Genomic DNA, 13,426 nt, shown 5'->3' on the forward strand with positions numbered 1-13,426 from the left:
TTCGAGGAGGCGACCATGGACGACGGCTTCATCACCGAGCGCGGCGAAGGCGACGAGACCCATCAGCGCGTGCCGGACGGCGGTCCGCACAGCCCTGAAGGTCATCTGACCACCAACCAGGGCATCCGGGTCTCCGACAACCAGAACCAGCTGAAGGCGGGCGCCCGCGGGCCGGTGCTGCTGGAAGACTTCGTCCTTCGCGAGAAGATCTTCCACTTCGACCACGAACGGATCCCCGAGCGCATCGTCCACGCCCGCGGTTCGGCCGCCCACGGCTATTTCGAGGCCTACGAAGGCGCGGCGAAGCTGTCCAAGGCCGACCTCTTCCAGCGCCCCGGCGAGAAGACGCCCGTGTTCGTGCGCTTCTCCACCGTGGCCGGTGGCGCGGGCAGCGTCGACACGCCCCGCGACGTGCGCGGCTTCGCTGTGAAGTTCTATACCCAGCAGGGCAACTGGGATCTCGTCGGCAACAACATCCCGGTGTTCTTCATCCAGGACGCCATGAAGTTCCCCGACCTGGTCCATTCGGTGAAGATGGAGGCCGATCGCGGCTATCCGCAGGCCGCCAGCGCCCACGACACCTTCTGGGACTTCATCAGCCTGATGCCCGAGAGCACCCACATGATCATGTGGGCGATGAGCGACCGGACCATCCCACGCTCCTTGCGCACCATGCAGGGCTTTGGCGTCCACACGTTCCGGCTGGTCGACGCCAAGGACAAGGTGACCTTCGTCAAGTTCCACTGGAAGCCCAAGCAGGGCGTGGCCTCGACGATCTGGGACGAGGCGGTGAAGATCGCCGGCGCCGATCCCGACTTCCAGCGCCGCGACCTCTTCGAGGCCATCCAGCGCGGCGACTTTCCCGAATGGGAGCTGGGCGTCCAGGCCTTCGACCAGGCCTTCGCCGACAGCCTGCCGTTCGACGTGCTGGACCCGACCAAGATCATTCCGGAAGAGGTGCTGCCGGTGCAGCCGATCGGGCGGATGGTGCTGGATCGTTATCCGGACAACTTCTTCGCCGAGACCGAGCAGGTCGCCTTCTGCCCGGGCAACATCGTACCTGGCGTCGACTTCACCGAGGACCCGCTGCTGCAGGGGCGGCTGTTTTCGTATCTCGATACCCAGAAGAGTCGTCTGGGCACGGCCAACTTCCATCAGATCCCGGTCAACGCCCCCAAGTGCCCGGTGATGAACTTCCAGCGCGACGGCATGATGCAGATGCTGCAGCCCAAGGGCCGCGCCAACTACGAACCCAACAGCCTCGCCGAGACAGCGGGAGAGGAGGGTGGTCCGCGCGAATGTCCGGTCACCGGCTTCCGCACCACCAGCGTCGGCGCCGACCTGGGCGCGGAGAAGCTGCGGGTCCGCCCGGAGAGCTTCGCCGACCACTACAGCCAGGCGCGGCTGTTCTTCCGTTCGCTGGATCCGGCCGAGCAGGCGCACCTGGCCTCGGCCCTGGTGTTCGAACTCTCCAAGGTCGGCATCGAGGCGGTGCGGACACGGATGCTGTCCAACCTCGTCAATGTCGATCCCGACCTCGCCAAGCGCGTCGGCGCGGGCTTGAACATGCCTGTGCCCAAGGCCTCGAAGGCGGCGGTTCCGGTCCAGGACCTGGCGCTGTCGCCAGCCCTGCGGATCATCAACGGACCGTTGGAGCCTGCCGACATCAAGGGCCACGTCATCGGGGTTTTGGTGGCAGACGGCTCGGACGCCAAGGCGGTCGACAAGCTGAAGGCGGCGATCAAAAAGGCCGGGGCCGTGGCCAAGGTCATCGCGCCGAAGATCGGCGGAGCCAAAGGCGCGGACGGGACCCTGATCCCGGCCGATGGCCAGCTGGCCGGGACGCCGTCGGTGACGGTGGACGCCATCGCGCTGGTGCTGTCCGAAGAGGGCTGCGCGGCCCTGCTCAAGGAAGCCGCCGCCGTCCAATTCGTCATGGACGCTTTCGGTCACCTGAAAGCGATCGGCGCTAGCGACGCCGCCCAGCCCTTGCTCGACAAGGCTGGCGTTGAGCCGGACGAGGGCGTGACCGACCTGGGCGGTGACTTCATCACGGCGGCGGCCAAGCGGTTCTGGGATCGCGAGCCGAAGGTGCGAACCTTGGCCTAATCCTGGCGGGCGCCACGCTCAAGCTCTGTAGAGATCCGCGTCCGGATCGTTCGGGGCGCCCGACAAGACCGCTTTCGACCCGAGAGGCGTTAGCTCTGGCCTCGGCTGCTAGACGGCCGGGCGCATGCGCAGCACGTCTTCGCAAAGGGCTTTGACCTCGGCCTCGGACATCGTCCGGCCCATCAGCGCCACCCGCCAGAACACGGCGCCCAGCAAGGCGTCGATCGCTCGGTGGATGGCGTCGTCGGGGGTGTCCTGACCCCAGGCCGTACGCAGGGCGACGGCGAACTTGGGCCGATCCTCGTCGACGATCCGGTCCAGGGCGTCGGCCAGCTCCGGCTCGGAGGCGCGGGCCTGGGACAGGGCCAGCAACGCCCGCCGGCCCGGACCCGACAGGAAGATCACCAGGCCCGCCACCCAGTCGACCAGGCTCTCCAACGGCTCGCCCATGCGCACGGGGCGGGCGCGCACCGTGTCGTCGATGAAGCCCTGCAGGGCTTCCAGCACCATCGGCTGCTTGCCGGGCCAGCGGCGGTAGAGGGCGGGTTTCGAGCAGCCGGCGCGCCGCGCCACCTCGTCCATGGTCAGTCGGTCGTAGCCGACCTCGCCCAGCGCCTCCCAGACGGCCAGGCGGACGGCGCGTTCGACCTGGGGATCGCGCGGCCGGCCCCGGCCACGCGGCGCTTCGGAAACCGTCGTCTCGTCTTGTCTTGAAACCGCCATCAACGCTTCACCGGATTGAAGATTATTATCGTTACGTCACCGTTACGTATTTAGCGTCAAGGCGGACGGTAGGCTATGAAAATCATCAAGACACGAAGCGGACGCAACACCCTGACCGCATCGGTCTCGCTGGCGGCCCTGGGCTTGGCCTGCGCGGCTCACGCTCAGAACGCGCCAGACCCCAAAGCGAGCGAGATCGAGGAGATCGTCGTCACCGCCCAGTTCCGGGAGCAAGCGGCCAAGGACGTGCCGCTGTCGCTGAAGGCCTTCTCGGGCGAGACGCTTGAGCGCTTCGACCTGCGCTCGTGGGAGGACGTGGCCAGCCTGACGCCGGGCGTCTTGATCCAGCAGCAGAACGACAGCTCGCCCAGCTACGTCATCCGCGGCATCGAGGCCCCGACCGCCGACGCGGCGTCGGAGCCGGGCATCTCGATCTTCGTCAACGGCGTCGACTCCAGCCGCACCAAGGGCTCGCTCAGCGAGCTCTACGACATCGACCGCGTCGAGATCGCGCGCGGCCCGCAGAGCACGCTTTATGGCCGCGGCGCGGCGGTCGGCGCGTTCTCGATCCGCACCCGCATGGCCGATCTCGACAAGGCCTCGATCCAGTTCGAGGGCCAGGCCGGCAACTACAAGGCCTACAGCGCCACGGCGATCGTCAACGCGCCGATCGTCGACGACAAGCTGGCCGCGCGCCTGGCCGTGCGCCGCCGCGAGCGCGAAGGCTACATGGAGAACCTGGCCGATCCGGGCCACAAGCTGAACGACGACGACCTGTGGGCCGCGCGCCTGTCGCTGCGCTGGCGTCCGATCAACGACCTGACCTTCGACCTAGTGGCCGGCTATCAGCGCGACCAGGACGGCGACACGGTGGCCAAGGCCATCGCGCTGCCCTCGCCGGGCGGCGACACCAGCGCCTTCTCGACCGCGGCCCAGAACCCGATGGAAAACAAGTTCGACCGCGAGGTCAGCACGCTGACCCTGCTGGGCGAGTGGAAGCGCGGCGACTGGACGATCAACAGCATCACCGGTTGGCGCAAGATCGACTTCGACAACGGCTGGGACCCGGACGGCACCAGCTACAACTTCCTCTATGGCCGCGAGGACCAACGCGAGGAAAGCGACAGCCAGGAGCTGCGCTTCGCCTACGACAATGGTGGGCGTCTTCGCGCCCAGTTCGGCGGCAGCTGGTTCCGCGACGTGGTGCATGACGGTCTGACCCTGGGCGCCAACGAGCAGTATCTGGTCGGCGGCTTCCCGGCCCGGCTGACTCCCGTCCCGGCCATCCCTGTCGGCGGCGGTGTCTTCCTGCCGGTGTCGACCCGCATCGACTCGCTGAAGAAGATCGCCAGCAAGCGCACCAGCGTCGCCCTCTACGGCAATATCAGCCTGGACGTGACCGAGCGCCTGACCGTCGAGCTGGGCGTGCGCCAGGCCTGGGACGACGCCGACCTCGCCGCCGCCACCTCGGTGATGTCGCGCGACGGCCGCGCGCCGATCGCGGTGCCCAACGGCCTGCTGGGCAATTCGAAGGGCCAGACCTTCACCACCTCGGGTGACTTCTCGGCGTTCACCCCGCGCCTGGCGGTGGTCTACAAGCTGACCCCGGCCGTGAACCTCTATGGCTCGGTCGCCAAGGGCGTGCGCGGCGGTTATCCGCAGATCAACATCACCAACCCGACGCCGACCACGGTCCTGGCCACGCCCTCGCCGGTGAAGGCCGAGACCATCTGGAGCTACGAGGTGGGGGCCAAGGGCCGCGCGCCGATCACCGGCGGCAGCTTCGACATCTCGGCCTTCTACTACGACTACACCAACTTCCAGACCCTCAGCCTCGACATCACCCAAGGCACGGTCAACGCCGGCGCCGCCAAGGCCTGGGGCGTGGAGGCCAGCTACGATCAGCGCCTGACCGACACCCTGCGGATCTTCGCCGGCTACAACTTCCTGCACACCGAGTACCAGGACTTCCGCGATCGGGTCGGGGGCGTGGTCTACGACCTGTCAGGCAACCGCTTCCGCCTGGCGCCGGAGAACACCTTCTCGGTCGGAGCGGACTGGACCCAGCCGGTCAGCGACAAGCTCTCGGCCTATCTGCGGGGCACCTACGCCCACCGGTCGGCTTACTTCTTCAACAGCGACAACCTGCCCAGCGAGCAGCAGGAAGCCTTCGGCCTCTTGAACCTGCGCACCGGCCTGGAAGCCTCCGACGGGCGCTGGGCGGTCGAGGCCTACGGCACGAACCTGCTCGACAAGGACTGGGTCCGCGACATGGGCAACGCCGGCAAGAGCTTCGGCGTCCCCACCGCCATCCGCGCCGACCCGCGCTTCGTCGGCGTCCGCCTGACCGTCCGCCGCTAGGAGATTTGATCATGAAGACCCAAGCCCTCGCCCTGCTGGCGGCCCTGACCCTGGCGGCGCCCGCCGTCGCCCAGGACAAGATCGACGCCCTGAAACTGAACCAGATCCAGGTGATCGGCACCCACAACAGCTATCACCTGTCGGCCGACCCTCGTGTCCTCGACTATGCCGCGCCGCAGGTGACGGCGGCCATCGAGGCGGTGCTGGCGCGCCTGACGCCCGAGCAGCGAAAGGCCTACGAGTCGGAGTTTACCAACGGCTCCACGCCCGACATCCGCCGCACCCTGGCCTATGTCGAGCCGCCCCTGTCGACCCAGCTTTCGGCCGGGATCCGCTCGGTGGAGCTGGACCTGCACCACGATCCGGAAGGCGGCCGCTTCGCCGACCCGATGGCCTATCGCGTGCTGAGCCAGAAGGGCGAGACGGATCTCGCGCCGTTCTTGACCCAGGACATGGACAAGCCGGGCCTGAAGGTCCTGCACATGTCGGACATCGACGTGCGCAGCCAGTGCCCGACCTTCCGCCTGTGCCTGAAGGATCTGCGCCAATGGTCGGACGCCAATCCGGGCCACACGCCGGTGTTCATGATCATCGAGCCCAAGGCAGGCGCTCTGCCGCTGCCGGGCGCGGTCAAGGTGCTGCCGTTCGACGCCGCCGCCTGGGACGAGTTCGACCGCTCGATCCTGGAGATCATCGGCCGCGACAAACTGATCACGCCGGACGACGTGCGCGGCTCGCGCGCCACGCTGGAAGAGGCCGTGCTGGCCGGCGGCTGGCCCACCGTGGCCAAGGCGCGCGGCAAGTTCATCTTCCTGGTGCTCAGCCCGGCCGGCCAGCAGCAGTACCTGGCGGCCTATCTCGACGGCCACGCGGCGCTGAAGGGGAGGGCGGCGTTCATCGACTCCAAGCCGGGCGACGCCCACGCGGCCTTCATGCAGGAGGACAACGCCCTGGCCGACACCAAGGCCGTCACGGCCCTGGTTAAGAAGGGCTACATCGTCCGCTCGCGCTCGGACATCGACACCGAGGAGGCCCGCCGCAACGACACCGGCCGCCGCGACACGACCTTGGCCACCGGCCCGCAGGTGGTGTCGACCGACTACTATCAGGCGCCGAACCTGTTCGGGAACGACTATCATGTCGCGCCCTTCAAGGGCGGCGCGCGCTGCAATCCGGTGACCGGCGGAGGCTGCTGACATCAGCGACGTTTTAGGGCGCCGCCTGCACATAATCGACGTTGTGCGGCGCCCGAAATGTTCAATCTCTAGGCGCGAAGCCATCTCGACGGCGACGACCCGACGCCTCCGCAATCTATGGCGGATTTGTGGCGTAACAGCGTTACTCTTGTAACGTTTGTATCGGGGAGCGGCTGAGTCATGTTGCAATTGGATATGTTGAAGAGCCTCCGGGGGCGCCTTCTGACCGGCGTCGCCATCGCGGCGGGATCCGCCTTGAGCCTTGCGGCCAACCCGGCCTCCGCGGCCGAACAGGCCGAGATCCTCCAGCTGGCCCTCCAGGCGACCGGCGCGCCTGCCCCGCAACAGGGGGAAGCCAGCCAGGTCGAAGAGGTGGTCGTCACCGGCTCGCGCATCGTGCGCAATGGCAATGAAGCGCCGACGCCGACCACCGTCCTGTCGGCGGCGGACATCCAGGAGCGCAACCCGACCAACATCGCCGACTACATCACCCAGCTGCCCTCGATGGGCACGGGGAACACGCCGCGCACGACAACCTTGTTCGCGAATGCCACCGGTGGCGCCAACCAGCTGAGCGCCCGCGACCTGGGCGTCACGCGCACGCTGGTGCTGCTGGACGGCCGCCGCGTGGTCGGCTCGGGCATGTCTCCGGCCGTGGACGTCAACATGCTGCCGCAGAACCTGGTGCAGCGGGTCGATGTCGTGACGGGCGGCGCCTCGGCGGCCTACGGCTCGGACGCCGTCGCCGGCGTCGTCAACTTCATCCTCGACACCGGCTTCACCGGCCTCAAGGGCGGCGTCAACTACAGCAAGACCGGCCATGGCGACGGCGAGATCGTCTCGACTGACCTGGCCTATGGCCGCAAGTTCGCGAGCGGCCGCGGCCACGTCCTGCTGAGCGGGAACTACTACAAGGGCGATCGGATCGATTTCTACGACGATCCCCGCGACTGGTTCCAGCCGGGGCTGCGGCTGATGAACAACCCGAACTGGACGGCCACGAACGGCCAGCCCGGTCAGATCGTCCGCACGGACGCGGGCTACAACAGCACCCCCGGCGGCGTGGTCGCGTCCGGACCGCTGATGGGCATGGCCTTCGGCCCCGGCGGGACGATCCAGAACTTCGTCTTCGGTCCGATCCAGCAAGGCCAGGTGCAGGCCGGCGGCACCATCGAGTCGATGCCCATCCGCGGCGCCCTGCTGCCCGACGATGAACACTGGAGTCTCTTTGGCCGAGCCAGTTTCGAGCTGACCGACAAGATCACCGCCACCTTCGAGGCCAGCTACGCCGGCAACGACACCGTCAACTGGTCGGCGGTCTATAACCGCCAGGGCGCCACCGCGATCACGATCAACAGGGCCAACCCGTTCCTGCCGATCGCGGCGCAACAGGCCATGGACCGGGCCGGCGTCACGACGTTCCAGATGAGCCGGCTCTTCTACGACATGATCAACACGCCGGGGACGCATATCGGCGAGGCCGGCTATTATCGGCGTCAGGACCGGATCCTGGCGGCGCTGGACGGCCGCTTCCTGGATAGCGGCCGGTGGCGGGCCTACTACCAGCACGGCCACAGCAAGGTCTGGTACACCCGCGACAACAACATCATCCTGGACCGCTTCAACCGGGCGATCGACGTCATCGCCAACCCCGCGACCGGGGGCGTGGCCGGCGTCGCCGCGGGCGCCGCGATCTGCCGCTCGACCCTGGCCAATCCCACCAACGGCTGCGTGCCGATGAACCTATTCGGCGAGGGCTCGCTGGGCGCGGCGTCCATCGCCTGGGTCACGGGCGCGGCCGAAGGGCTGCGGACGCGGCAGGATCTGGATTTCAACCAGGACGTCTGGTCGATCGACGGCCAGTACAGCCCGTTCTCGACCTGGGCCGGGCCAGTCTCGATCGCCGCGGGCTTTGAGTATCGCAAGGAGACCTTCTCCTCGACGGCCGACGCCTATTCGCTGCAGTCGCTCTGGAACGTCGGCAACTACAAGGGCGGCAGCAACGGCTACAACGTCAAGGAAGTCTTCGGCGAAGCCCTGGTCCCGCTGCTGAAGGACACCGTCGTGGCCAAGAGCCTGGAGCTCAATGGCGCGATCCGCCGGACCGACTACTCGACCAGCGGCGCGGTGACGACGTGGAAGGCGGGGCTGACCTGGGACATCAATGACGACCTGCGTCTGCGCGGCACGCGCTCGCGCGATATCCGCGCGCCCAACCTGAACGACCTGTTCGCGCCCAGCAGCCAGTTCGTGAACGCCTATCTGGACCGGACCCAGACCGGCAGCCCGCAGGTGCCCAACATCACCCTGAGCGGCGGCAATCCGAACCTGAAGCCGGAAATCGCCGACACCTGGACCGCCGGCGGCGTCTATCAGCCCCACTGGGCGCCCGGCCTCAGCCTGTCGGTGGACTGGTACAAGATCGATATCGCCGACGCGATCACGGCGGTCGGCGCGCAGCAGATCATCGACATGTGCTACGGCTTCAACCGGCCGCAGAACCCCGCCGCTTGCGACTCCATCGTCAAGGCGCCGGGCGCGACCAACCTGGTCAACGCCACCATCTATACCAGCGGCATCAACGCCCAGACCGTCGCCGTCGAGGGGATCGACTACGAACTGGGCTACCGCACCACGCTGGACCGGTTCAGCAAGGCGCTGCCCGGGGCCGTCAACTTCCGCCTGCTGGTCTCCCAGCGGCTCAAGGACGAGACGATCCTGCCGGGCGACGTCGCGCCGCCGACCCTGGGCACCTTCGCGAGCCTGAAGTGGCGCGGGATGCTGACCACGACCTATGTCGTCGGCGCCAGCCGCACGACCCTGACCACCCGCTACCTGGGCAAGGGCAAGATCACCAACCAGCCCGAGACCAGCCGCACCGGCATTCCCGAGGCGTTCAACAAGGTGGACCCGGTCTGGTACGTCGAGCTGGCCGAGAACTACGACGTGACCATCGGCGGCCGACGGGTGACGCTGTTCGCAGCGGTGGAGAACCTGTTCGACCGCGATCCCGAACCGATCCCCAGCAGCGGCACCTCGTTCGGCACGAGCGCGCCCTACGACCTGCTGGGCCGCTCCTACCGAGCGGGCGCGCGTTTCAAGTTCTAGGCAGTCACTGAGACAAAAAAGAACCCGCGCGGGTCAGCCTGCGCGGGTTCAATCTTATTCGGATCCGGGCGCTTGCTAGCGTCGCGGGGCGCGTCCGCCGAAGGTGACGATGCTGTCGTCGCCGCTGGACGACAGCGCCGACACGCCGATGAAGACGTCGTCGACGATCACGTCCTTGAGCGTGGTTTCCGTCGCGCCGGCCGGAATGTCCCGATGGTCGGTCCAGTCCTGCTTGTCGTTGCGACGCCAGTGGACGCGGTAGCCCGCCGCGCCGGGTACGGCGGTCCAGGACACGGTCGTATCGCTGCCCAGGGCGCCGCGCAGCAGCACCTCGTCGGGCGCGGCCGGCGCGGCCGCCAGGCGGGCGATGGTCCCGACATTGATCGCCGTCACCTTGGCCAGGTACGGGAAGTCCATCTTGTCGACCGTATCGCCATATTCGACGCCATTGGCGGTGCGCAGGTCCTGGTGCTGCTGATTGTAGTTCTCGATGCCCACCGAGAAGCGGACCGCGGGATACCCCAGCCGCAGGAAGGGCTCATGGTCGCCGCCGCGGCCGAAGCGGTCGGGCCGCCGGTCCACGAAGGCGTCCAGGCCGCCCGGGATGCCTTGCGCCACATGGTCGACGGCCTTGGCGAGCGCGCGGCTGGGGCCGTCGTCCTCGCCGCCGTTGCCGCGGCGCACCAGCTGTTCGGGGACGCCCTCGATCGCCCGGATGCCCTCGGAGAACACCCGCACCCGGTCGGCGACACGCGTACCGTTCTGGCCGACCGTGTTGCCGACGATGTCGTTGTTGAGCACGGCGGTGACCTTCCAGCCGCGCTCCTTGGCCGTCTCGGCCAGCAGGGTCCCGCCCAGCAGGCCCTGTTCCTCGCCCGAGAGCGCCGCATAGACGATCGTTGCGTCGAACGTCTTGCCCGACAGCAGCCGCGCCGCTTCCAGCACCAGCGCCACGCCCGAGGCGTCGTCATTGGCGCCCGGCGCGTCGCTGGTGAAGTTCATGACATCGGTGACGCGGCTGTCGATGTGGCCCTGCACGATCACCACGCGGTTGGGATCGCGGCCGGGCTGGATGGCCAGGACGTCGACCACGTTCACACCCTTGGGGGCGCGGTCGTTGGTGAACACGTGCTCGATGGTCGAGACCTGCAGACAGCCGCCACACTTCGCGCCGATCCGCTTCATCTCGTCGGCATACCAGCGCCGCGCCGCGCCGATCCCGCGCGTCGGATGATCGGGGTCGGACAGCGTGTGGCGCGTCCCGAAACTCACCAGCTTGGTGACGTCGGCCTTGAGCCGGGCCGGATCGGGCGCGGTCTGAGCAGAGACCGCTGTGGGCAGCAACAACGCTGCGAAGACCATTGACGAGAAACGCACGACTTCCCCTTCGCTTTACATGAGCACAGTGATCTTAGGTCCAGATCGGCGATGCGCACACAGGTGATGATGTCTAGGCGCCTCGAAGCCAATGGCGCGTCCGGCTGCCAATCCGCCGCTCAGTCCGTGCCTTGAGTTCACGCAGTAAGATCGTGCTCTTCAACTAGAGCCCGTACCGGCGTCCTTCCTCCGCGATCACGAAGTTGAAGAGGCCGATCTTTTCCAGTTGCCGCTTGACCGCCTTGCGGCTCGAGCCTGGCGCCCCGGAAGGCTTGATGTGCGTGACCAGGATGGGCAGGGCGCGCATGCGGGCGTCGTCCTGCGTCAGGCCACGCAAGGCCTGCAGCTCGGTGTTCAGCCACATTGGAGTCAGGTGCCCATAGAGCCGGGCGTCCGGGACCGGGTCGGGATAGGACACCTCGATCAACATGCCCCGCAGCCGTCCTTGCCGCACCAGCGGGGCCACGGCGCGCCAAAGATCCGCCAGGCTGCTGGCGTGCTCGACCGCGTCGGGTCCGGTGTCGCCCAGGCAGAGGAAGGCGTCTTCTCCACTGCGGAGTAGGAACGCGGTCGACGTCACGCCGCCGTGTGACAGCGGGTAGGCCGTGACGGTCATGCCGGTCTCGGAGATCGGCGCGGGCCCTGCGCCCGGCTGCAGGTCCTTGTAGTGATATTTGGCGATGCGCGGCGGCGTACCGCGGTCGCCCATGTTGGGCCAGACAGCCCAGTTGAAATAGTGATCCGCCAGCGCCTGATTGACCTGCGGCAGGCCTATGATGGCCTTGGGCGTGTCGTCGGGAGACGCCAGCACCAGTCCCGCGACATGGTCCAGGTGAGCGTGGGTGATCAGATAGGCGGCGATCGAGTTCATCACCGGGCCGCGAGAGGTCTTGCCGGGATAGCTGCCCTGGCGCACCGCCCGGTCAAGGCCCGAGGCGAGCGTGCCGGCGTCGCACATGACGCCGGACCGGGCTCCGCGCGCGGTGATGTGATAGGCGCTGGTCGGCTCTTCCACACCACCCTTGACGCCCAGCGCCACCACATCGAAGGCGGGCGGCGCGGGCGCGGCCGCCGACAGCAGGAGCAGCGCCGGAATCAGCGCCCAATTAAGCGCTCTGGGAAAACCCCGACCTTGCATTGTTCAGCCCCCGGACAGATTCGCAGCTTGTCGCGCCAAGCCCGCGATGGCCAGGCGGAGGGAGGAGGGGACGTCACGACCCGTGCGTCTTTGGCGCGCCTGGCGCTGTCCGAAGCGGCAGGGCGAGCATCAGGCGCCCGGTCCGGCGTCACACTGAAGTAAGATTTTATTTCCCACCCGAGGCTCGCTTGACCGGCGTCCGCGCGACGCCGTTGCATCCGACTGAAACAAGGGTTTCAACGTCCTGGTGATCCCGCCGCGACGTCGGACCCTCTGCGTAGTGTTGCGGGGCCGAGTTGGGGAATTTGCGATCATGTTGAACCTGTCCGTCTGGACACGCCGCGTTCTGGTGGCGACAGCCTTCGCGGGCATGACGGCGACCGTAGCCCTGGCGCAGGCGCCCGCGTCGCCGCCCAGCACGGCCGCGACCGCCGCGCCCATCCCGATCCGCGTTGTCGTCGTGACGGCCTATGCGCTGGAGGACAAGGCCTGGATGGCGCAGGCGCCCCAGACCCTGGACTTCCCCAACGGGGTCGCTCCCTTGGGCTATGACCCGGCGAAGGGCGTCCTGATCGTGCGGACCGGCGTGGGCACCAACCATGCCGCCATCACCACCTTCGCCCTGGCGACCGATCCGCGCTTCGACCTCTCGAAGGCCTATTGGGTGATCGCGGCCATCGCTGGGGTCAATCCGGACGAGGCCTCGCCGGGGTCGGCCGCATGGATCGGCAATGTCATCGACGTCGATTTCGGCAAGTGGGTCGATCCGCGCGAGGCCCCGCCTGAGTGGGTGGGCGGCTATCCGCCGTTCCAGCCGCCGCGCGCCGACCGTCCCAACAGCGTCTACTATCCGCTCAACATCGGGCTGCGCGACTGGGCCTATGACCTGACGAAGGGCGTCCAGCTTCCGGACACCGAGGCCCTGAAGGCGGCGCGGGCGCGGTTCTCCAGCTATCCGAATGGCTCCAAGCCGCCGTTCGTGCTGACCGGCGACGAGATCTCCGGCCAGGCCTACTGGCACGGCGCGATGCTGACCAAGCGCTATGCCCAGCTGGCGACCGACTACAGCGGCGGCAAGAGCCGGTTCGTGATGACCGCCATGGAGGACACCGGCGTCGCCAACGCCCTGCGGCGGCTCACCACCGTGGGCAAGGCCGACTACAGCCGCCTGATCGTCCTGCGCACGGCCAGCAACTATTCGCAGCAGGCCCCGGGGGAGGGGCCGGTCGACAGCATGAACCGTCCTTATGCCGGGGTCGGCGACGCCGCCGCCTACGCCGCCCACGTGGTGGCCGGCAAGGTCGTCGACGAGCTGTCGGGCCACTGGACCGTCTATCGCGACAAGATTCCCGGCGACGGGAAGTAGCGACGTGAAACGGCGGGCCGACCCCTTGCGGTCGGTCCAGCCGCGAGG

The 13,426-nt window shown here is 67.7% G+C and carries 8 protein-coding genes; 5 read left to right on the forward strand and 3 right to left on the reverse strand.

Features of this window, described 5'->3' with window-relative positions:
• Positions 1–15: 15 nt before the first annotated feature.
• On the forward strand, positions 16–2,109 hold the full coding sequence (locus AC07NF_RS02085; RefSeq protein ID WP_494631569.1) for a catalase: 2,094 nt from the start codon (positions 16–18) through the stop codon (positions 2,107–2,109).
• A 108-nt stretch (positions 2,110–2,217) separates the two neighbouring features.
• Here AC07NF_RS02085 and AC07NF_RS02090 read toward each other — a convergent pair whose 3' ends face one another.
• Positions 2,218–2,832 carry a TetR/AcrR family transcriptional regulator gene (locus tag AC07NF_RS02090; RefSeq protein ID WP_494631566.1) on the reverse strand — a complete coding sequence of 205 codons (615 nt, stop codon included), beginning with the start codon at positions 2,830–2,832 and terminating at the stop codon, positions 2,218–2,220.
• 75 nt (positions 2,833–2,907) lie between these two features.
• On the opposite strand from AC07NF_RS02090, the gene AC07NF_RS02095 reads away from it, so the two are divergent.
• The 3 genes from AC07NF_RS02095 to AC07NF_RS02105 all read left to right on the forward strand — a co-directional run bounded on the left by AC07NF_RS02095 (position 2,908) and on the right by AC07NF_RS02105 (position 9,497).
• On the forward strand, positions 2,908–5,193 hold the full coding sequence (locus AC07NF_RS02095) for a TonB-dependent receptor (RefSeq protein WP_494631562.1): 2,286 nt from the start codon (positions 2,908–2,910) through the stop codon (positions 5,191–5,193).
• Positions 5,194–5,204: 11 nt separating this feature from the next.
• Positions 5,205–6,389 (forward strand): Ca2+-dependent phosphoinositide-specific phospholipase C, encoded by a 1,185-nt coding sequence (locus tag AC07NF_RS02100; protein WP_494631558.1) that lies wholly within the window; start codon positions 5,205–5,207, stop codon positions 6,387–6,389.
• Between the two features lie 255 nt (positions 6,390–6,644).
• The gene (locus AC07NF_RS02105) at positions 6,645–9,497 is read left to right on the forward strand and encodes a TonB-dependent receptor plug domain-containing protein (protein ID WP_494631554.1); all 2,853 of its coding nucleotides are present in this window, start codon (positions 6,645–6,647) and stop codon (positions 9,495–9,497) included.
• 75 nt (positions 9,498–9,572) lie between these two features.
• On the opposite strand, the gene AC07NF_RS02110 is transcribed toward AC07NF_RS02105, so the two are convergent.
• Together AC07NF_RS02110 and AC07NF_RS02115 are read right to left on the reverse strand one after the other, a co-directional pair.
• Positions 9,573–10,874, reverse strand: coding sequence for a M28 family peptidase (locus tag AC07NF_RS02110; RefSeq protein WP_494631549.1), 1,302 nt, complete (start codon positions 10,872–10,874; stop codon positions 9,573–9,575).
• 163 nt (positions 10,875–11,037) lie between these two features.
• Positions 11,038–12,012: an MBL fold metallo-hydrolase gene (locus AC07NF_RS02115; protein ID WP_494631545.1), complete on the reverse strand. Its 975-nt coding sequence runs from the start codon at positions 12,010–12,012 to the stop codon at positions 11,038–11,040.
• Positions 12,013–12,325: 313 nt separating this feature from the next.
• Between AC07NF_RS02115 and AC07NF_RS02120 the strand changes: the two genes are divergently transcribed.
• The gene (locus AC07NF_RS02120; RefSeq protein WP_494631541.1) at positions 12,326–13,378 is read left to right on the forward strand and encodes a hypothetical protein; all 1,053 of its coding nucleotides are present in this window, start codon (positions 12,326–12,328) and stop codon (positions 13,376–13,378) included.
• Positions 13,379–13,426: the final 48 nt, after the last annotated feature.

It is taken from the genome of Caulobacter sp. GW821-FHT10A06, assembly GCF_059415805.1.

Coding starts and splice junctions, on each gene's coding strand:
- AC07NF_RS02085 (WP_494631569.1), top strand. CDS start 16: ATGGACGACGGCTTCATCACCGAGCGCGGCGAAGGCGACGAGACCCAT.
- AC07NF_RS02090 (WP_494631566.1), bottom strand. CDS start 2,832: ATGGCGGTTTCAAGACAAGACGAGACGACGGTTTCCGAAGCGCCGCGT.
- AC07NF_RS02095 (WP_494631562.1), top strand. CDS start 2,908: ATGAAAATCATCAAGACACGAAGCGGACGCAACACCCTGACCGCATCG.
- AC07NF_RS02100 (WP_494631558.1), top strand. CDS start 5,205: ATGAAGACCCAAGCCCTCGCCCTGCTGGCGGCCCTGACCCTGGCGGCG.
- AC07NF_RS02115 (WP_494631545.1), bottom strand. CDS start 12,012: ATGCAAGGTCGGGGTTTTCCCAGAGCGCTTAATTGGGCGCTGATTCCG.
- AC07NF_RS02120 (WP_494631541.1), top strand. CDS start 12,326: ATGTTGAACCTGTCCGTCTGGACACGCCGCGTTCTGGTGGCGACAGCC.